This is a genomic window from Acinetobacter sp. (genome assembly GCF_036666595.1).
Taxonomy (GTDB): Bacteria; Pseudomonadota; Gammaproteobacteria; order Pseudomonadales; family Moraxellaceae; genus Acinetobacter.
Window position 1 is genome coordinate 1 of the sequence record NZ_JAVWVO010000018.1, and the last position, 20343, is coordinate 20343.

The window sequence follows — 20343 nt, forward strand, 5'->3', positions numbered from 1 at the left end:
GGTTGTAAATCTCAAAAGCGCGTTTTTCTCGTTCCACCCATTTCGCTGTCATGAGGGTTTCTGGTTCGATGCAGTCATCGGCCAAAGTAATTTCTTCACGAAGTTTTTTTGAGCAAAGCCAGTCTTTTTTATTTTTAGATTCTAATGAGAGATTCTTTGAAAGATTCCGTGTCCCAACGTTGGGACTGTTTAACGGAATTGTTGGGACTCTTTCATGGAATTGTTGGAACTGTTCCGTTGTTGGAACTGTTCCATTGTTGGGACTGTTTAAATCACTATCTTCAGTGTTTAAGAGTACCGTTGTTGGGATAGTTTCCCGACCTTTTACACCTAATAATTGATAAACTTTGACCTGTTTTGTGCGCCCTTTTCGCTCACCTGTATCGACAATTAAGCCATCTTCAATCAGCTCATCGATGATTTTAAGCACAGTTTTACGGTCCATTTCGGTATCTTCCACCAACCGCGCCATGCTTGGATAGGCACAATGATCTTCACTTGCTCGGTCGGCAAGTGATAAAAGAACGAGCTTTTTAAGTGGTTTTAAACTGCCGCCTTTCTTTTGTTTCTGGCGTACTTTCCACACCCAAATCGTTGCATCTAAGCTCACAACTCACCTACCTCTTCATTCATCTGAATGAATCGCCCAAACATAAAAATCTGACCTGCTCGATGCAAGCTTGAAATGATTTCACCTGCATACCAAGCTGAAATACGATGTTCATTGATCAGCATTTCCATAAACTCATCACGCGTGACAGCAGCATTCTTTTCATCACTATTTACCTTGCGTAGGTTTGCTCTACGGATCTCCAGCAATCCATCTAATGTGCGGAGTGCTGGCTCGTACCATGATTGAAGCTGCATCATCTGCTTATGCTCAGGCTTCTTTTGAATAGCCTTGTTAGTAATCATGGAACCTCTGCTAAAGCTTGTTCGGCTTTAGTGAGACGGCGTTTAGCCTGTAGTTCTGCTGTAGTGGCAGTACGAATATCGTCTTGATGAACCAACTCACCACCTTCAATCCAGTAGTAATCTTTTGGCTGATATGCTTCGATTGTTAGAAGCTGCGGATCTGAATTTGACTTCTTTAAGACAACGACATCCCCAACTAGAAAATCCGTATTGTCTTCAATTACTTGTTGTGATACATTCGCGTCGTTCATGAAAGTGTACCCTCTGAATTGAATACTAAGGCCCGATCTCAACTCTCGGGCTTTTTTTTGCCCGTTCGGTGTGCTAGATTCGGATACATGTTCAATTCCACTAGAATGTTTTTGAACTAAAAGTCTGAGCTCACTCTCAGGCTTTTTTTTGATTAATAGATGTGCTAAGTTTGTTTGCATATATTCACTCCGCAAGTGTTGAATATTGGAAAAGCCTGATCCACGAAATCAGGCTTTTTCTTTTTGAGCATTTGCCGTGTACTTCTGCATTTGCTTAAGTGCTGCCTGATCCACAGCGGTAATCAACTCGATCAAGCCCTGGGTAATCTGGTGGATCTCTTCGTATTCCGCTGGTGTAATCACCCCATCTTCATAAGCCTCATACACAACACGGTTTGCTTTCCCACTCTTAATGTTGTGCTGCATCATTGCTTCAAAGATCGAAAGCTCATGATGTTTGCTTGAGTCGCAATTCACTGGTACTAATGCGTATCCCATCTGATGCGCCCACACCTTTAAAATTTCAGGGTTCTGCGTATACATCATTATGGTTTCAAGCTTCTTCAAACTCGGTAAGTGGTTCGGCATACCTACGTTGCCGTAGTTGCAAATGGTGTTGTGTGAATCACCAGTAACTTGAGCAATTTCCTTTGGTGAAATCCCCTGCGTCTGGTTAATCATTTTAAAAATTGCCGTTTGAGCTTCACGGCTTAGTGTTATTTCTTGCATTTGTGAAATCCTTGATTTGTTTCACGTTTCTTTGAGTCATCTATGAAGTGATAATTGGTTATGCGACTGAGGGATTCTTCTTTAAGAAAAATTCAAATAATTTCTTATGTGAAAGCTTATTGTTACTCGCATCCACTATTGCTTGAATGGTTTCCATACGAGGCTTTTTGCGTCCATGGATTAGATGCGACTCCATATATCCGTAAGACACTCCGACGCGCAGGCAAAATTGATTTTTTTCCGTTTCGCTTAAGGCTTTCCAGAATTCATATAGGTTGGGCATTCAAATACACCTATTAGGTAAATTAAATATAAATATACCTGCAAGGTAAATTTAATTCAACCTATCAGGGTATTTATTTTTTCTACCCATCAGGTAAATTTAACAAGTATTTTTAAATATGGGGTTCATATGACTGGCTTGATGCAAATTCATGAGATTCGCTTAATGAATGCTAGAAATCTATTAAAGAAATCTGGATTGAGTCGTGCGGATTTTGCTGAAAAGACTGGTATTTCCTACAATCTGATTAGTCAATATATTGGTAAAAATCCAACAAAAAATATTGGCGATGAAACAGCTACTAAGATTGAAGATGCTTTTGATAAACCCAAGGGATTTTTAGATCAGGCTAATGCTTTTGCACTTGAATCAAATGAGGAAGCATTAGGCAATACTCAGCCTAGTGGTATTAAAATTGCCCCTATTGAATTTAGAAGTGGAGACACAAAAACAACCAATGTGAGAATCCCAGTTTATAAGGATATTAAAGCTTCCTGCGGGGCTGGCATTCAGAATTTTTTAGAGGATGTAAGTGAATATCTTGATATTGATCCTTACATACTTAAAATCATGGGTATTCAGACTAAACCTGAAAATTTAAGAATAATATACTCATCTGAGTACAGTATGTGGCCAACCGTGGCTCCTGATAGCCCATTATTTGTGGATATATCAGACAAAGACCCAGACATGCTTAAAAACGGAAACGTATATATTTTTACACATAGTAATGAATTAAGAATGAAACGTATTTTTGTTAGTTATGCAGGCAGCAAAACAGTAAGACTAGCAAGCGATAACCCTGATAAAGTTCGCTACCCAGATGAATTTATTACAAACGAACAATTAAATGAGATCAATTTTGTTGGCCGTTTAGAGTTAGCACTCGTAAAGCCCTAGAGATAAAAACCCACCTCTAGTGGTGGGTTATTCTATAATGGTTACTAAATAATTACTCTTCCTCACCATCAAACACATACTCCAACTTGTTTGCCTCTATTTCTTCAATTGCATTCTCAAGTATGTGCTGCTCATGATCTGGCAATAATTCTATTTGTAAAGATTCTCTATATTGTAACGCCTCAGCTTTTAGGGTGAACTTAGCTTGAATCCCCTCATCCTCTAAAAACTTTTTAACACCCTCTAAAGGTGTTTTAAAAAACTCTTTCCGGTAATTCACTTTATTAACACGCTCATGATTAAAGTGGTGATGAAGCTTTTTCTCAAGTGCTGGTGCATCATCACTATAAATCATCGCATGAACATCAAAAGTAAATGGAACTGAGGCGTCACCCAACTCACGAACACGATCTAACGGCTCCAATCTTCTAGTCATACCAAGTTTTAAAACGTTTTCACCAAACGAGCCTATATTTGAAATTACATACACGTGGCCAGCTCGTGTCTGTTGTGCCATAGATATTGCTCTCTGATTTTTTTCTTCTGCCTCTTTTAGCTTTAGCATTAACTCATTCATTTTTTGATCATATTTTGATTTTTGATCATCTGATGCTTGGTCAAATTCTTTCCTTGCTTTTTCATAGGCCTTTTTCAAAAACTCTTCTTCTTTGCTTGCTTCTTTTATAGCACGCTCATATTCTTTTCTTGCCTTTTCCTCTTCACGTATTTGCTCACGAATTTCTCTTTGCTCTTCGCGCTCCCTCTCCTTGTACTCTAGAACCAAAGCTGCCCATTTAAGCTCTTCCACCCTTAGTGCTAAATACGATGGATTAATTCTTGCGTTTCTGAAGGCCACGCCATAATTATTAAGGAGCAAGTAATCCTCCTTTAGAGCTTCTGTTAGCTTACCAACGTTATCATGTCTTAATCTTGATACATGAACATCAGCCTTACTATTAAAGGCATTTGTTATGAAAGCAATTGCTGTTGTTCTTCTGTGATCCTCAACATAATCACACTCAGCAACAACATTTTGTTTAATTGCTATTTTAATCTCTGACTTTATTGTTTTTAATCTTTGAGATGCATCAAGATGCTCATAACCATCAATAAGATCTTCAAGGATAGCTTGGTTGGGAAGCAAGTATTCATCACCATAACCTTGAATTTTGTTCTCAAGTGCTCTATTAAGTTTACTTAACTCTAGTTTTCGTTCTGCTAGATCAAAGTATTCTCCAAGGAGTTTTTGGGCTTGATTTTCAATCTGAGTTTTTGTTTTTTCAGAGTGTTCTTGCAGGAAGATTTCTACGGATTTAATTTTACTTTTAATCTCATTTTTAAGTGTTTCACCCTCAGCGACAATCATCTTTTTATATGAATCATACGACTGAAGTTTAGCTTCTTTTTCTAACTCCCAATCCTTTTTAGCCTTTGAAATTTCATAAATGCAATTTTCTTTTTCAGACTCAACATATTTTTTAATATCTACAATTTCTTGATACTTTTCAAGTTCAACTAAGCGCTTTTCCAAAGCTTCTTTTTGATTTAAAAGGCCAGTTATCTGCCTATAATCACTGCTAACTTGTGCTTCATTTTTAGTAATATCAATTGATAGCTTTTTATTTTTCTCTATTAATTCAGACTCTCTAACCTGTAGTTCCTTATTTTTTATGAAAAAATAATAAACCACACCCCCTAAAGCCATTAAGGCTATCAATAAAAGTAATACCATCTTTAATTAATCATTTAAAAAATAATCAATTCTTATCATTTTTTTAAATAAAATCAATTATTAAAATAAATTCTAATAAATTTATATGTCTTACAGTTAATTACTATTTCACTTAATTAACTTTAGTTTACCAGAGTAGTAAAAAATAATTCTTATTTTCACCTAGCAGGTATTTACTTTATTTTACCTCACAGGTATATTTTATCTCGTAAACAACAAAAAAGCCCCGATGACTTTGGACGGCTATCAGGGCTTTGCAAACTTGCGAGATCAATTATGAACAAAACCTTATCCCCTTTCAATAGCATCAAGATATCTCTTGGTGTAGCTGCTGTAACAATAGGCGTGCTTAGCTGTGGGTTTAAAACTGCACCACAAGCTGCACAACCAATAGTTGCCAACGTAGCCCCTTCTGAATATCAACTCCTTGCATTACGCATGACTGGTGAAAACCACGGCGAAGCGATTATTCGTTTAGATGGTTTCCGTGTTACTGCACGTTTTGAAGTTGAAGCATTTGAAGATAGCTACGGCGTACCGGGTAGTGAATTCACCGCTGTCGACGTAACCAACCTAGACAAAGTGACCGTTTCAGATGCCCTAGGCAATCCGTACAACGATTTCACAAACCACATCGACCATCAGAACTTCAATGCCCTTATCAAAGGCTATATCGAAAAACATCGTTTAGTGGAGGCAGGCTAATGACTACTTCTACTCAAAAGTTTTCTGAGTTCATCAGCCAAGATGACGAAGGCAACATTCGTATGCGTCTCGGTCATTCAACCTACTTTGAAAAAGGTCGCCATATCTATGTGGTGAATAAGGATGGTACCGAACAGCTAATCACGCTTGAGGTTCACGCTGCTAAGCCTTGGATTCGTGAAAACTTTGAACGTGAACGAGCTTTCCAACAAAGAAAAACCATGGCTGTTCGTCTTCAGAAGTCACTTACACGTACTTATCCAAAATCATATAAACGAGCTAAAGGCTCACTGTTCTGGGCATAAGGGGGCTTTAATCATGACTGTATTTTTTAAGAAAGCTCAACGTAAAAATGCCAAATTACGTCTTGCTATAGCTGGCCCTACAGGATCTGGAAAAACTATGGGTGCTCTGCTTATTGCCAAGGGTATTGGTGGGCGTATTGCTGTTGCAGATACAGAAAACAGTAGTGCTGAACTCTATGATGATGTTGTTCTGTTTGAACATGCGAACTTGCAACCTCCCTACACTCCTGAAAAATTCATAGGTGCTATTAAGGCCGCTGAAGACGCAGGTTTTGACACACTTATCTTAGATAGCATCACTCATGAATGGTCGGGTGTAGGTGGTTGTCTTGAAATTGTAGATAAGCTGGCGAGCACTACATTTAGAGGTAATAGCTGGGGTGCATGGAGTGAAGTGACCCCTCGCCACCGTAAGTTTATCGATGCAATGCTGCAGTCTAGCATCAATATTATCGTGACGCTGCGCTCGAAAATGGAAACCGTTCAAGTTACCGATAGCAAAGGTAAAAAGAAAGTGGAAAAAGTTGGGATGAAGGCTGAACAACGCGATGGCATTGAATATGAGTTCACGACAGTCTTGGATATTACACACGACAACTTCGCTATAAAAACCAAAGATCGTACGCGTATTTTTGAAGAGCCACGCGTTCTAAGTGAAAACGATGGAATCCTACTTAAGCAATGGCTTCTATCAGGTTCTGCTGATTCTTGTATTGATGGTAACCAATACCTAGAGCTTGAGGAGTTAATGAAAAATGCGGGTGTCGATATTGAGAAATTCTGCACAAAACGCGGCTTAAACAGTTTGCATGATGTTCAACAGCAAAAGTTTGATGAAACCTGTAAATCACTCAACGATATGATTAAACGGAATGCTGAGGCACAGCAAGCAAATGATGAACAGCTTCAGCAGGAACAAGATGCATTGCTGGAACAAGACTACCAACAGGCATTAGCTGTAATTCAAAAGGCACAAAGCGCAGTTGAACTTCAATACCCTGCTGATTTTTTCAAAGGGACCAAATACGAACAACAAATTCTAAATTCTTGCCAAGCAAAGTCAGATATGGAGGGATGGACAGCATGAACATTTTAAATGGTACTGAAGCTTTTGAAGCAATGATGGCTGGTCGAAATATCATGTGCCGCGCTGCAGGTGAATTAATCACTTTTGATGACTTGGACCAGTTCCCTGCCACCATCTTTTCTAAACCCGGTTATGAGTTTTGCATCAAGATCGACACTATCGAAGTTGCGGGTATTACTTTTACAAAACCACTAGATGATGATGAAGTTGAGCATGGTGATGATATTTATATTGTTCAGGCCAATGGCGAGATACATCACCATAAATACCAAGTCTGTCATGAAGCAATAAATCAATCTGTCGCACGTGGCTTTGCGCAACGCGATCTAGCTAACGCACAGCTACAGGCAGAGGCATTCTGTAAACTCTTTGACCGTGAATATCGCCAAGCCGATATTGTTGAATTTACTGAAATGAATGCTCCACCAAAACAAAAACGTGGACGTAAAGCCAAAGAAAAGAATGTAGAGGAAAGTAAACCTGAACTTGAAGCAGCAGCAGCGGAAACAGCCTCAATCCCTGTAGAAAAAAAGACATCTGATGATTCTAATGATCTCAAAGTGGGTGAACTTAAGCGATTACAGCAAAATGCCGAGCAACTTCTTCAAACTCAAAACAACAATGATGAACAGCATCAAAATCTATTAAACGGATTGCTGGAACGCGCTGCCAGTGCTCAGTCACCTGCAGAAGCAAATGCACTAGTTAGATACACCAGTGAATGGTCAGAAGAACAACGCAAACCTCTGCTAACTGCTATTCACAACCGTTTGAGTGAGCTAAGTGCTTCCACTGCAGGTAATGAGGAGCAACCACCTTCATTGATGGTTCAAATCGAGAATGCCAAAGATTTAACTGAATTAGATTGTTTGGAAATTGAGGTCTATGGCCGTCACCCTGAGATCCAATCCAAGTTGATGGGCTTTGTGAAGCGACGTCGCTTTGAGCTGGAGAATCAATCAAGTGAGGTGGCTTCATGAAGTATGAGTACTCCTCCTTAACCCGAACACTCACAGTGTTCGGAGTGAAGATGACACATATTTTCGACAAGGTGAACGCCAGTGAAATTGATGCATTAGTTATTAATGCAAAGTTAAAAGAAGCACGTTGGAGAGAAAGCAAATGAGTGCAAAAATCCTTGATCCCTGCTGCGGCTCTCGCATGATGCATTTCGATCGTACAAATCCAAATGTCGTATTCGGAGATATTCGTACAGAAAAGCACATTTTATGTGATGGTCGCTCTCTTGAGGTAACTCCTGAAATTGAAATGGACTTTCGTGCAATGCCATTCAAAAATGGTCAATTCAACTTAGTTGTATTTGATCCACCACATTTGATCAAAGTAGGCAAGGCAAGCTGGTTAGCTTTGAAGTATGGAAAACTTCAAGCAAATTGGCGGGAAGATATCCAAAAAGGATTTGAGGAATGTTTTCGCGTGTTGGCCAACGACGGTGTGCTTATTTTTAAGTGGAATGAAACTCAAATTAAAGTCAGTGAAATTTTAGCATTGGCTGATCAAAAGCCTGTGTTCGGACATATCAGTGGTAAGCGTGCGAATACTCACTGGATCACTTTCATGAAAATGGAGCAGGCTAATGACTAACCTCCAACTCATCGCCCAAGAGCTTGCTGAAGAATTTGCACCACTCGTCATAGGCCAATCAGGTGCAACCAAAACATTCACGGCGGAGCAAGCCTCTGCCCTGTACAAAATTTTAGTTTATTGGGGGTATCCCGATGAGGGACCCAAGTCAGAAGTGGAATTGAAGGAGGTGTTTTAATGGGGGCATTAAAGTACATCATTACAGTTGAGTCAGACACACCTCCACAAGTCATGCTTGGGCAGAATATCGGTGGTGGTATTGTCAAAGAGCTGAAAGAAGTTGAGGTGGAATTAGTATCTGCTGCTAAATTAGCGGAAAAATATAATCTATCAACGACAACCATCCGTGAGCGCCTTGCATCTATTAATCAAGGTACACAAGGCAAATGCTTGTACAACCCTCGCCTAGCGCACGGCATACTCACAGCAAAAAATAAAAGAGGCAGACCGAGAGCTAATTAGCTCTCACTGTCATTAAACATTTCAACTAGGTCCTGAGCGTCTGGATTGTAGTAAGTGTTAATTAATATCCCAATCGTTTTATGCCCGGTGATCTTTGCTAAAACCTCAACTGGCAATTTCCGAACCTTAACCATTCTCGTGATTGATTCATGTCGTGAGTCGTGGAAATTAATGTGAGGTAGATTCGCTCTTTTTTTAGCTCTCACCCACGTTGCGCAACATATATCCTTGTCGATCGGCACCAGAATGTCATTATCCAAAGGTAATAATGAAAGCAGGCGCTTTGCTTCTTTCGATAACGGTACGTTTCGAGACTCGCCATTTTTAGTCATTGGCAGATGTACAAAACCATCTCTCAAGTCTGATCTGCGCATTGCCAATATTTCACCTTGTCGCATTGCTGTTTCAAGCGCAAATAAAAATGCCCATGCTACATAATGCTTTGACTTCTCAGGTGTAGATTCACCATCCCAATCCAACGCTTTAAGCAACACTTCTTGTTGTTCAGGCATAATCCGCTGATTTCGTGATTTTTCCTTACTTGGCATCGGCACAGTTTGCCAAACATTCGACTCAATTAAAAAAAGCTCTTTCAAGGCATAAGTGAAAACAGCCGAATAGATAGCATGCTCATTTCTTAAAGTTGATACTTTGACTTCTTTTTTTCGTTTATTTCGCCACTCAACAATATCGCTGGGTTTAAAATCATAGATAGACTTATCGGCAACATTGGGTGCAATGCGATCGAGGTTTTTAATCTTGAGCATAATTGTTCTAGCAGACCGCATATGTCTACCATGTTCTTGATAGTACTTATCGCATAATTGACGAAATGGGTATGCTGGCTTTATTCCTTGTTCTAAATCAGCCTTACCTGTTTTAAGCTCTAGCAGCTTGATTGATGCCCAGTGCTCGCACTCTTTTGCTGTATCTCTGGTCACTGAGTATCGCTGCTTGTCAAAAGTAACAGTGATACGCCAAGTTGACCCACGTTGTATTGGTTTCGGAAGCTTCATTTTTCTTGGTGTAGATTTGGTGCAGATTGCCTTTTATTCTATCGAGAATGTAGTAAAAGGAAAGAAAATACAGGGAATTTCGTGCAGATAGAAAATGGATTTTTGTTGTTTGACATTCAAATCAATTTAATAATCTATTGTTTTTAAATGATTATTTTTAAATTAATTTTTATATTTGGTGTGAAATTTTATAGATACCACCTAAAATCATTGTATACTACCTTTTTATTATGAAGTCCGAATGTACCAAGCAAGGTTTGGACATTCCTCTAGTGAAGTTTGATGAGTACTTTATTACTAATTACCTCCGCACCGAGTTCGATTCATGCATGGCATGCTTTAGGTTTAGCACAAGCACTGCATGCGAAAAATGAACCCTTTCGAGTGTTTTTCTACCAAGATGGTGTTCAAGTTGCCAATGCGCTGCAATGGGAACCTGACGACCAACGGAATCTATGTTCTGAGTGGCAAAAGCTCACCATTCGCCTACCCGTTTGTGTAAGTGCAGCCTTGGCCCGAGGAATTACCGATGCCGAAAATGCACAGCGTCATCAGTTAGCACAGCATAATCTTGCTACAGGTTTTGACTTGGTCGGCCTAGGGGAACTGGCCGATGCCGTTCAATCTGCAGAGCGCTTAATTCAATTCTAAGTGCTAAGTTTTCAAGAATTTGTTGCTTTTAAAAGGTATATTGTGTGAAATCTGTACTGGTTATTTTAACCCAAGCCAATTTGAACTCTTTGCAGGTGCATGAAAGCCTGTCTGCAACCATGGTTCTTGCGACTTTTGGCTGTGAAGTCAAAGTCTTATTACAAGATGCTGCACTCAGCTTATTAAACAATACTCAGTCATTTGACCCCTTAAAACATGCGTTTAAACTGGCTTCAAACATGGTTGATAGCTTTGAGTTTTATGACTTAAGCCCAATTTGGATTGAAACCAAGAATCAAGCTTCTGCTTTTGTTCAACAAACCGAGCAAGAAATTGAATGTGTTGAACTCAATGCCAATTTAATACAACAGTTTGACCATGTATTGTATTGGTAAGGAGACAGCTATGAGCAAAACACTTTATCTTGTGCAGTCTCCATTTTCCGCGACGGAGCAAGCCCTGAGTAAATTACAAAACCTGTATCAATCAGGGGACGATGTAGTTTTAATGGGAGATGCAGCTCTTTATATAGAGCATACTTTTATTCAGCAGTTAGCTTGTGTATTTGTGCTTGAACAGGATGCTGAAAATATCGCTGCTGTCCATCCGAGTAACCTAGAAACCATCAGCTATGCTAGTTTTGCTGAGCTATGCTTAAGCCATAGTCGTTGTATCAGTTTAAAATAATTTTGAGTGTTTAGATGAATTTAGAATTAGACCAAGATGGTCATTTAGTCGATTACACCATTTGGAATCAAGAGGTTGCAAAAGAGTTAGCAAAATCTTTAGAGCTTGAATTGACCGATTGGCACTTTGAAATCCTCATGGCAGTGCGTCAGTTTTACCAACAGTTTGGACACTCACCTGCAACACGTCCGCTGATTAAGTTTTTAATGAAAACAGTCAGTGCAGACATCAACAATGCTGTACTGCAAGAAAAGTTTAATACTGGGCTTGTGGCACGCCATCTGAGCCGTTTGGCAGGTGTGCCAAAACCTGCCAACTGTTTATAAGCTTAAGCTTGTTTAACGTCTGATTGAGCAGCTAAAGCATCGATATAAACCTGTGTCTGTATCGCTTTGATGTCTTTGGCATGTATGGCATCACCACATTCGTTGCAAACCAAATGTGGTTGAATGCTATGCCCACAGGTTTTATGGATAAATTGCACGGGACGACCTAAGCCTTCGTCCATCCATTGATCGGCCCATGTTGCCATGGACATCAGCACTGGGTATAAAGCCAAACCTTTTTCAGTCAGACAATATTCAAAGCGCTCTTGGCGATCTGTATAGGGTCTTTTCTCCAAAATATCATGTTCAACCAAGCGCTTTAAACGCTCAGAAAGCACATGACGAGTGACACCTAAGTTTTGTTGAAAACTTTCAAAACGGCGTGCACCCAAGAATGCATTTCGTAAAATCAACATCGTCCACCGATCGCCAATCACCGACAGCGTTCGTGCAATTGAACACGGTTGCTCTCCTATCTCATCCCATTTCATTGAAAAAAACCAAATCTCTCTTAGGCCTAACGTTAAAAGATTTAAGACCATAAGAAAAGCTCTTTTTACCCAGCTTTTCTTATGTTGTTTTCACATTTTAGTCGGCTCAAAGACATCTGAACGTCATGAAGGCTTAAGCACAGCTCATTTCAGTATTTTGAGGCTGGTCAGGGACCATAAAGTCTTCCATTCCCAGCTCACCTTTTTGATATTCATTGAGACGTTTTTGAATGACATAATACAGCGCTTTTTTGTGCGCTTTTGACAGGTTCATCTGTTGAAGCTGCTGCTTCAGATGCCCTAACAACACATCTATGGGCTGTTCCTCTTCTCCCATCAAATACAGATAACCAAAAATCGCACCACTTAATAGCGCTTCAAAAGAAAATCCATTCGAAACATTATACGCGACCGATGAAAATACACGTTCAAATGCACTTAACTTACGCAGTGGATCACGCCCAACCCGACTACATGGGTCTTTATAAGCATACTGACAAGATTGATCAAAACTTCGTGCTAAGCACGTTAAATCATTTTTGCGTTTTGGCAGGTAATGAGCCAGACCCTGCATCACTTCTGCAAGCAGTTTTTCAACGAAGTACTGTACTCGCGGATCGCCCATTGCTACGCCAATGGTCTGATGCCCGAGTAGGCTGGCATACCACGCAGTCATGGCATGTACGCCATTCCATAAGCGGTTTTTAATGAGCTGAATATCTGAAATTTGATCTACCAAGATCATTTGACGCATTTTACTGAGTAAGGGACTTTTGTTTTCCACATAGATCGGCATATCCATTTCAGCATTGAAAAGAATTAAATCCATATGTTGTAAAATATGACTCGGTTGAAAATTTTGTCTTAAATCTTCTACATATTCACTGGCACGGCGCTCTTGTTCTGCACTGAGTTTACTGACATCTTCAACTTCAATTTGATTACTCTCGTCATCAAGTTGATATTGCTTAAAAATATTGTATTTAATACACAGTTGACGATATAGATTTTTATCGCTCAGCTTAGACACCATACGGTTCACAACCGTATCGCAGAAATAGTGCTGCTCTAAAATAAAATCGGCAACAGCATGTTCTGTTAACTCCACCAATGCTTTACGTACCTGCTGTAGAACCAACTGCTTGGCGCCAATTTTATTTAAGATAATTAACAGCGTCAGTGGCGTTTGAACTTGCTCATCTTGCGCCAGATAGCGGGCATAGAGGCCCTGTGCAATGGTCGCTGCTTCACTGACTAAAGCATTTTCAGCTAAACAAATCGCAATTAAACTCGACTCGACGTACATAGTGTGCATTTGCTGTAAGTCCTCAGCATCGATAATATGCATATTTTCAATGCGCTCATCATAAGACACTTGCCCATAGCGAATACAATACGCACCAAAAGCGTTTACAGCTGAACGGTATAAACTGTTCCGTGTAGACGCATAGATTTTTTTAGGACGCGTATAGCCGTCCCAGTGTGACAAGATTTGTGCGATATAGCCCCCGCCGATGGCACCAAATCCATGAATCCCGACGGTCAGTTGATTTAAAGTCTGGGGAAAGCTTTCTTGTAAATTGGGCATTTCAAGATGCGAGCTGTAGATATCTAATTCCATTAGATAATCATACATATTTTCAAAATAATAATTTGCATGTGCCAACATGCTTGCATTGGGTTCCTTAATATCTTTAAACAGTACACAGATGCCCCCAGCATCATGTGCCGAGCGGATACCATTTTCAGAGTCTTCAAACATAAAACACTGTGCAGGTTCAAGGTTTAGTTTTTGCGCTGCACTTAAGAAAATTTCAGGATGTGGTTTCCCCTTTTCAACCTCGTCACCACAGACCAAAACATCAAAAAACTTATAAACATTGGCGTTGATTAAATACTCTTCAGCAATCGCTCTTCGACTAGAAGTCGCCACGGCCATACGTAATCCTGCTTTGCGTAGGCGTTCTAAAACTTGCACCAATCCTTTTTTAATCGGCACACCATATTGGCGCACTGTTTCTAATTCTAATTCGTCTGCCCGCTTACGAATCTCAGCATAGGGAACTTCCTGTCCATATTGCTTTTGTGCCAAGGCTTCCGCACTTCTGGCGCTTAAGCCTAAACATGCCATAAGATAGGCATCTGAAAACTCGACCCCAATTAGCTCTTTGGATGCCTGTTTCAAGGTTTGAAACCGTAAACGCTCGGTATCAAACATTGTTCCATCCATGTCAAAAAGCGCACCATGCACAATATCATTCTTAAATTTAAACATTTAGCCTCCGTTTTTATGTTTGCACTTAGACTATACAAAAATCGAGCACAGAGACTTTGATCTGATTTTATGAAACATTTTTGTTTATTTATTAATCAATAGATTGGTGTTTAGGCATTTTTTTGTAAACGCAAGGTAATCTTAGGTAATCGAAGCGTAACCATAGCGATCATTTTTTTAACAAATTCTATCTGGAGATGAGCCATCTAAAAATGAATTTGATCTTTATATTCATCAATGATCGACAGCCATGCACGAGTAGCAGGATTCATGACTACGGTGGAATTCCATGCCATATTTAAGTTCCAGCGCAAGCTTGGTTGTTCTACTAGACTGACACTGAATTTTGCACGATCTAATTGCTCACAATAAATTTGTGGTAATAAAGCAATACCGACGCCAGACTCGACCATTTTGGCAATAAAGTCCCACTGGCTACTTTTACACAGTACTTTGGGTTCAAAGCCTGCTGCCATAGCTGCTTCCAATATCACATGGTTCAATGTAAAGGTGTCTGCATACAGTAGAAACGATTCTTCTTTGAGTTCAGCAAACTGCACCAAATCGCGCTTTCTCCACTGTGAATCGTAGTTGGAAAGCAAACACAACGGTGAATCGATAATTTGAATGCCTTGAATGCTGGGTTTTAACTCGCCCAATAAAATCCCAACGTCAATTTTTTTGGCCAAAATGGCTTCTTCAATGCCTGTCGCGCCGACTTCTAAAAAATTCAACTCAATATTGGGATACAGTTTGTGAAACTTAACGATTAAGGAACTCAATAGCACTGAGCCTAAAGGGGGCAACCCCAATCTCAATACACCTTGTTTCAGCCCACGAATTTGATCTGCAGCTTCAAAGATCTGCTGCTCTTGCTGCAAAATCTGCAATGCATGCTGATACAGCTGTTCTCCCATATAGGTCAGTTTCACTTCCCGCTTTCGTCCTGCCTGCCCTTTATGAAATAAAGGCAACCCGATCTCAACTTCTAATTGTTTTAAAGATTTACTAATAGTAGGTTGAGTCACCGATAGTTCCTCCGCAGCAAGACTAAAACTGTGACTTTTCACTAGCTGCACAAATATTTTTAAGGCTTTAAAATCCAAAATTATTCCAATTAAGCATAATTATTATTTTATTATTCATAATTACAAGATCAGGTCAAACTTAAAATAACACCAACAACTTATACCCCGTGGTCTTCCAATGCGTTCGTTCAAATTGCCATATCGTTCTACTCTTCAAGTAGCTTTGCTGATTGGGATTTGGTATCTCGGAACGCTGATACAAATCGCCCTGTCTTTACCGATATCAGGTGGGATCGTGGGTCTAACGCTTTTACTTATTTCTCTGTTAGCGGGTGTATTTAAGCTGGACTGGATTAAGTCAGGTTCGGATCTACTTTTAGCTGAACTGTTGTTGTTTTTTATTCCTTGTATTATTGGCTTAATCAAATACAAACATCTTTTTCTTACTCAAGGTTGGCAACTGGTTTTCTCTATTGTCCTTGGGACCATTTGCGTGATGACCTGCACTGCCTACTGTGTTTTCTTAGGCTTTAAGCTTGAAGCCAAATTTCAAAAAAAGCCCAAACAGTCACATCAGTTGAAAAGTCACATTTAAGGTACGATCATGCATATTCACTTCGTTGCCTTGATCTGTTTTATCGGGACTGTACTGGCCTATCTTTGGGGTAAAAAGTTTTATCAGAAACACCCGTATGTATTGCTCTCACCAGCGGTTTTTATTCCCTGTCTGATTATTTTATGTCTGGTGTTTTTCAACATCCAATATGACAACTATATGTACTACAGCAAATGGTTAGTCTGGATGTTAGGCCCTGCAACGGTCGCATTTGCCATCCCGATTTATGAATATCGCAAAGTCATTCAACAGCATGCTTTTTCGATTGCTTTGGGCATTATCGTGGGTATGTTGGTTGGCGTAGTCAGCTCCTTTTACTTGGCACGTTTGTTCCATTTTGATGCTATGACCAGTTATAGCTTGATGAGCCGCTCTATCTCTACCCCTTTTGCCATGGAAGTCACGCAAGCCGTTGGAGGCTCAGTCGAGCTGGTGATTTTATTCACCGTGATTACGGGTATCGTTGGTGGACTCTTGGCTAACAGCGTATTGCTTGTTCTAAAATTGGATTCTAAATTTGCTCAAGGTGCGTCATTGGGTAGTGCCGCACATGGTTTTGGGACCAGTACTGCTTTCAGACGTCATAAAGAAGAAGGTGTCGCAGCCTGTCTCAGTATGGTTTTGGCAGGTATTTTCATGGTGCTGTTTGGCCCAAGTTTAATTCACGCTGTCGTTTATATTCTTGGTTAATCCTCTTCGATAAAGGATCTCATGCCACGCTACTGAGATCCTTGTTGGCTTGTATATGTTTAAAGCTAAAGTACAGCATCAGCCCCGTCATCAATGCCAATAAAAAATAATAGGGTAAATGTTGATTCCACTGATATAAGCCTGTACTTAACAACGGTGCAAAAACGAAACTTAGTGCTTGCGTAGCTGTGCATAAACTAGCAATTTTAGTTTGTAGCGTGGTTGGTGCGGTTTGGGCTGCCCCTGTGGTAAAAGCTGGAATTAAACAGGCCACGGCGATACCATAAAAAATATAGGCTGCTTGGAAAGTCCAAATCTGACTGGCACTCAGTGAAAGTAATAAACCTAAAACCATCGTCACAAGACCGATCCAAAGTAATTGTTTAATTGACCATTTAAACCATTTTGAAATCGCCAATTGCATCAAAACCAGTGCTAACCCCACAATTAATGAACATTGAGAAAAATACATTGCACTTTGGTAGGTATCAAAATGGAATCGATCTTGGATATAAAAACCAGCGGTTAAATTCAGGGTGACAATAGCGACATATAAGCTAAAGCCCAGCAATAACCAAATCCCTAGTTTTGACCATTTCAGCTTTTCTGTCGGGTAGTCTTGTAATTTAGCTGTGGTATCCTCCCGTTCTTGTGTCTGTGATGCTTGCTTCCCATGAAAGCCTAGTACAATCCAAGCCGCCATAGCCGTTAAAATAGCCACTGCACCCCATAACGGTGTCAACATACTCCATGTCAGCAATAATGTCGTCACTAAAGGGCCAATCACCACACCTAAGCTGTTCAGCGCGCCAAACTTCGCCACATTCTGACTACGTTCCTGCTCACTTTGAAAAGCCGTCATAACATAACTTTGCAGCGCAATTTGTGGCATCGCCATAAAAAAGCCAGTACTGGCACGGGTCAATATCAGTAAGCTAAACAAAACAGCAAATGAAATGGCATAACTCAGTCCATAGCTGAGTACCGCCGCAAATAAGCCCCAAGTGATTGCCATACCGATAAAACCGATACTTAACAATTGATAAATGCTGAATTTTTGAGTTTGTTTAGAAATATAAATAGCTGAAATGGCCATCACCAAAGCACCAGCCGAAACCAACGCTCCACCTTGCAGTTCCGTCAACCCCAGTTGCCGAATAAACGGTGCAAGTAAAGGTAAAATCATCGAAAAACAAGCGCCATTGGCAAGGCTGCCTGCAATAAAGATTTTGTTATTGCTATTCATTTTATTATTTAAACCATTTCTTAAGGCGAGATTACAAAGCAAAGAGGTAGCTGAAAGCTACCTCTGGTTGTGCAATTAGTATTTTAATGTGTAGCTCAAACCATAGGTTCGACCTTGAGCAGGTAAGCTTGAAATAGCACCATAAACTGACTCCACAGCTTGACTATAGACTGATTTGTAGTCCGCATTCCAAACGTTATACACACCAAAGCCCACAGTACCAGGACCTGCTTTTGCATTGGCTATGACGTCCATTGTTGCGAAACCTTTGATTTCAGCAGGAACCGTTGAACCATACTTTACAGCATCTTTTTTGGCTTTATCTGTACCACCAATAGCAAGAGCTTGAACACGCAGGCTCATATCGTTGTTAAACTGCCACTCAGAGAATGCTGTACCTTTCAGTGGTGCAACACGGATTGCATCTAGCTCTTGCCACTTTCCTGCGGTATTTTTAAATTGTCCGCGGGTGTAAGCCATGGTTCCACCCACTATCCAATTTGGCTGTAGTCGATATGACAGATTTCCTTCAACACCATAAACGCGTTCATCGGTATCTAGAACTTCAATCGTGTAGTTGGGACGTCCAAATTTTAGACTTTTATCTGAGTCATTATAGAAAGTGGTGACACTCGCATTTAAACCATTTGCAGCTTGTACACGCCAGCCCAGCTCATAGTTATTAACTTTAATTGGATCAATGGTTTGACTATTTACAGTAAAACTTGCGGGTACATCACGAAGCATACGTTGAATGTCTGGTAGACTTGAGCCCTGAGAAAAGTTTGCGAAAACTTGTTGAGCATCCTTCAAATGATATACAGCACCAAGATTAAATAATGTTGCATCATGCTTTACCTTACCGCCATTTAAAGTTTTGGCTTGGTAGCCTGGCTGCAAGTCCGCTGTAATTGCCTCCATATACGGCGTCGACTCATCTACTTGGCTTTCTACACGCTCATAACGTACCCCTGCTTTTAAACCTAAACGATCCGTTACATCAAAGTCCGTTTGCACAAAAGTACCCAACTTTTCTGTTTCTACATCAGGTCCAAAAGCATAATAATTAAAAGGTTTATAATTTAGCCCGTTGCTGGCAACAAATGCAGCACTATCATACATTTGAATATTTTGTTCATCTTGTTCATTTTCATAATCAATGCCGTAGCTAAGTCCCAAATTACGACCATTTAAAACAAACTGTTTCTGCAAAGCAACACGCGCACCGTACACATCAATATCTGTTTCCGATTGATAAACGAGGTATAAACCGCCACCCATGGCTTGAGCTGAAGGGAACCAACGTGCCTGTTCATTACGATAATACGCTTCGGCATTTAAGGTATGACCCAATACATTTTGATTTTCATATTGTGTATTAAACGCATAACGTTCAGTTTGAGGTTGAGTCTCAAGTTGCATGCCTTTGACTGCAGCAAGGCTGGCTGTATAGGTCGGGTCTCGTTTTACATAAGCTAAATTTGGACCATAGTCAGGTCCATACTCACTGTCTTGTTCATCATTAAAATATTGTGCACCAAAACTTAAACTTTGTTCATCTGAAATATTCCACGTCAAACGACCATTGAGGTCCAATGTGTCCGTATCTTGGCGGTCAGTCTGCGCAACCTCAGGTCCTATGCGGTTGCCATGGCTATCCTGAATTTCACCACGTGTGGTATAACTTGCACCGAAAGCTCCTTGCAATGCACCTTGATTAAATAAGACACTTTGTGATGCTTCATAAGCCATAGCATCTGATTTAACATTATTACCCGCCGTCACCCCAACTTTAGTTTCAAAGCTAATTGGGTCCTGACCACCACGTTTAGTAATAATATTAATAATCCCGCCTGTTGCTCCAGAGCCATAAATACTGGTCGCACCTGAAACCACCTCAATACGTTCAATCATAGACGGTTGAATGCTATTTAATTGGCGCGAACCATCGCGATAACCTGTTTGTGGCACACCATCAATCATGTACTGCACCACACGACCACGCATGGTCATGCCATAGTTTGAGGTTGTTCCGCTACTCGGTGTAAGGGATGGAACCAGTGTTCCCAAAATATCGGCAATGCTCTTGCCAGCATTGGCCTGTTTTTCAATTTCAGCTTGATCGATGCTATAAACGGTGCCTGCAATGTCTGCAATACTCTTTGCAGAGCGGGTTGCTGTCACCACAATCGGTGCAAGTTGTGTGGTTTCTTTTTGTTGGGCCTCAACACTGCTCGTCTGACTTACTGAATTTGTTAGAACGTCATCTTGAGCATATAACTGTGTACATACAGCCAGTGTTAAACAAGTCAACTGCATAGGTAACATAAAACGGTTCATTTC

26 protein-coding genes are annotated in these 20343 nt (G+C 40.3%); 14 read left to right on the forward strand and 12 right to left on the reverse strand.

Translation table 11 applies throughout. The features are described from left to right. The 5 genes from RR876_RS16065 to RR876_RS16085 all read right to left on the reverse strand — a co-directional run. The coding region (locus RR876_RS16065) for a helix-turn-helix domain-containing protein (RefSeq protein ID WP_332637106.1) at positions 1-610 on the reverse strand (610 nt) is incomplete at its 3' end. Then, a complete protein-coding gene (locus RR876_RS16070; protein ID WP_332477815.1) occupies positions 607-915 on the reverse strand; it encodes a hypothetical protein in 309 nt (102 codons plus the stop codon). The genes RR876_RS16065 and RR876_RS16070, both read right to left, overlap by 4 nt. Further along, positions 912-1166 (reverse strand): hypothetical protein, encoded by a 255-nt coding sequence (locus RR876_RS16075; RefSeq protein ID WP_332477814.1) that lies wholly within the window; start codon positions 1164-1166, stop codon positions 912-914. Before RR876_RS16075 ends, RR876_RS16070 begins: the two co-directional genes overlap by 4 nt. A 228-nt stretch (positions 1167-1394) precedes the next feature. Then, on the reverse strand, positions 1395-1895 hold the full coding sequence (locus tag RR876_RS16080) for a phage regulatory CII family protein (RefSeq protein WP_332477813.1): 501 nt from the start codon (positions 1893-1895) through the stop codon (positions 1395-1397). A 58-nt stretch (positions 1896-1953) separates the two neighbouring features. Continuing rightward, positions 1954-2178 (reverse strand): XRE family transcriptional regulator, encoded by a 225-nt coding sequence (locus tag RR876_RS16085; RefSeq protein ID WP_151769306.1) that lies wholly within the window; start codon positions 2176-2178, stop codon positions 1954-1956. Positions 2179-2307: 129 nt separating this feature from the next. Here RR876_RS16085 and RR876_RS16090 point away from each other — a divergent pair, with 129 nt between their 5' ends. Next, the gene (locus RR876_RS16090) at positions 2308-3078 is read left to right on the forward strand and encodes a LexA family transcriptional regulator (protein ID WP_332477812.1); all 771 of its coding nucleotides are present in this window, start codon (positions 2308-2310) and stop codon (positions 3076-3078) included. A gap of 52 nt (positions 3079-3130) precedes the next feature. On the opposite strand, the gene RR876_RS16095 is transcribed toward RR876_RS16090, so the two are convergent. Next, complete coding sequence (locus RR876_RS16095; protein ID WP_332477811.1) at positions 3131-4783, reverse strand: DUF4041 domain-containing protein; 1653 nt, start codon at positions 4781-4783, stop codon at positions 3131-3133. Between the two features lie 303 nt (positions 4784-5086). On the opposite strand from RR876_RS16095, the gene RR876_RS16100 reads away from it, so the two are divergent. The 7 genes from RR876_RS16100 to RR876_RS16130 all read left to right on the forward strand — a co-directional run bounded on the left by RR876_RS16100 (position 5087) and on the right by RR876_RS16130 (position 8974). Beyond that, complete coding sequence (locus tag RR876_RS16100) at positions 5087-5515, forward strand: hypothetical protein (RefSeq protein WP_332477810.1); 429 nt, start codon at positions 5087-5089, stop codon at positions 5513-5515. Then, on the forward strand, positions 5515-5820 hold the full coding sequence (locus tag RR876_RS16105) for a hypothetical protein (RefSeq protein WP_332477809.1): 306 nt from the start codon (positions 5515-5517) through the stop codon (positions 5818-5820). The genes RR876_RS16100 and RR876_RS16105 overlap by 1 nt, the downstream gene beginning before the upstream one ends. Positions 5821-5833: 13 nt before the next feature. Beyond that, positions 5834-6907 (forward strand): ATP-binding protein, encoded by a 1074-nt coding sequence (locus RR876_RS16110; RefSeq protein WP_332477808.1) that lies wholly within the window; start codon positions 5834-5836, stop codon positions 6905-6907. Continuing rightward, a complete protein-coding gene (locus tag RR876_RS16115; protein ID WP_332477807.1) occupies positions 6904-7887 on the forward strand; it encodes a hypothetical protein in 984 nt (327 codons plus the stop codon). The genes RR876_RS16110 and RR876_RS16115 overlap by 4 nt, the downstream gene beginning before the upstream one ends. A 142-nt stretch (positions 7888-8029) precedes the next feature. Next, positions 8030-8512, forward strand: a complete 483-nt coding sequence (locus RR876_RS16120; RefSeq protein ID WP_332477806.1) for a class I SAM-dependent methyltransferase — start codon at positions 8030-8032, stop codon at positions 8510-8512. Beyond that, positions 8505-8690 carry a hypothetical protein gene (locus tag RR876_RS16125; RefSeq protein WP_332477805.1) on the forward strand — a complete coding sequence of 62 codons (186 nt, stop codon included), beginning with the start codon at positions 8505-8507 and terminating at the stop codon, positions 8688-8690. Before RR876_RS16120 ends, RR876_RS16125 begins: the two co-directional genes overlap by 8 nt. Then, a complete protein-coding gene (locus RR876_RS16130; RefSeq protein WP_332477804.1) occupies positions 8690-8974 on the forward strand; it encodes an HTH domain-containing protein in 285 nt (94 codons plus the stop codon). The genes RR876_RS16125 and RR876_RS16130 overlap by 1 nt, the downstream gene beginning before the upstream one ends. Here the strand turns inward: RR876_RS16130 and RR876_RS16135 are convergent. Next, positions 8971-9990 (reverse strand): site-specific integrase, encoded by a 1020-nt coding sequence (locus RR876_RS16135; RefSeq protein WP_332477803.1) that lies wholly within the window; start codon positions 9988-9990, stop codon positions 8971-8973. The genes RR876_RS16130 and RR876_RS16135 overlap by 4 nt on opposite strands. A 282-nt stretch (positions 9991-10272) precedes the next feature. On the opposite strand from RR876_RS16135, the gene tusD reads away from it, so the two are divergent. From tusD to RR876_RS16155, 4 genes are read left to right on the forward strand one after another with little or no spacing between them, the layout of a single operon-like run. After that, positions 10273-10641, forward strand: a complete 369-nt coding sequence (gene tusD / locus RR876_RS16140; RefSeq protein WP_332477802.1) for a sulfurtransferase complex subunit TusD — start codon at positions 10273-10275, stop codon at positions 10639-10641. A 44-nt stretch (positions 10642-10685) separates the two neighbouring features. Continuing rightward, the gene (locus tag RR876_RS16145) at positions 10686-11036 is read left to right on the forward strand and encodes a hypothetical protein (protein ID WP_332477801.1); all 351 of its coding nucleotides are present in this window, start codon (positions 10686-10688) and stop codon (positions 11034-11036) included. A gap of 10 nt (positions 11037-11046) precedes the next feature. Beyond that, positions 11047-11328, forward strand: coding sequence for a DsrH/TusB family sulfur metabolism protein (locus RR876_RS16150; protein WP_332477800.1), 282 nt, complete (start codon positions 11047-11049; stop codon positions 11326-11328). A gap of 14 nt (positions 11329-11342) precedes the next feature. Beyond that, complete coding sequence (locus RR876_RS16155; protein WP_332477799.1) at positions 11343-11654, forward strand: TusE/DsrC/DsvC family sulfur relay protein; 312 nt, start codon at positions 11343-11345, stop codon at positions 11652-11654. 2 nt (positions 11655-11656) lie between these two features. Here RR876_RS16155 and RR876_RS16160 read toward each other — a convergent pair whose 3' ends face one another. The 3 genes from RR876_RS16160 to RR876_RS16170 form a co-directional block, all read right to left on the reverse strand. Then, positions 11657-12145, reverse strand: coding sequence for a helix-turn-helix domain-containing protein (locus RR876_RS16160; RefSeq protein WP_332477798.1), 489 nt, complete (start codon positions 12143-12145; stop codon positions 11657-11659). 133 nt (positions 12146-12278) lie between these two features. Then, positions 12279-14420: an HAD-IA family hydrolase gene (locus tag RR876_RS16165; RefSeq protein ID WP_332477797.1), complete on the reverse strand. Its 2142-nt coding sequence runs from the start codon at positions 14418-14420 to the stop codon at positions 12279-12281. A gap of 206 nt (positions 14421-14626) precedes the next feature. After that, positions 14627-15526 carry a LysR family transcriptional regulator gene (locus RR876_RS16170; RefSeq protein ID WP_332477796.1) on the reverse strand — a complete coding sequence of 300 codons (900 nt, stop codon included), beginning with the start codon at positions 15524-15526 and terminating at the stop codon, positions 14627-14629. Between the two features lie 100 nt (positions 15527-15626). On the opposite strand from RR876_RS16170, the gene RR876_RS16175 reads away from it, so the two are divergent. Next, on the forward strand, positions 15627-16043 hold the full coding sequence (locus tag RR876_RS16175) for a CidA/LrgA family protein (RefSeq protein ID WP_332477795.1): 417 nt from the start codon (positions 15627-15629) through the stop codon (positions 16041-16043). A gap of 9 nt (positions 16044-16052) precedes the next feature. Beyond that, positions 16053-16754, forward strand: coding sequence for an LrgB family protein (locus tag RR876_RS16180; protein ID WP_332477794.1), 702 nt, complete (start codon positions 16053-16055; stop codon positions 16752-16754). Positions 16755-16773: 19 nt separating this feature from the next. On the opposite strand, the gene RR876_RS16185 is transcribed toward RR876_RS16180, so the two are convergent. Next, on the reverse strand, positions 16774-18000 hold the full coding sequence (locus tag RR876_RS16185; protein ID WP_332477793.1) for an MFS transporter: 1227 nt from the start codon (positions 17998-18000) through the stop codon (positions 16774-16776). A 75-nt stretch (positions 18001-18075) separates the two neighbouring features. Beyond that, complete coding sequence (locus RR876_RS16190) at positions 18076-20340, reverse strand: TonB-dependent receptor (protein WP_332477792.1); 2265 nt, start codon at positions 20338-20340, stop codon at positions 18076-18078. Positions 20341-20343: the final 3 nt, after the last annotated feature.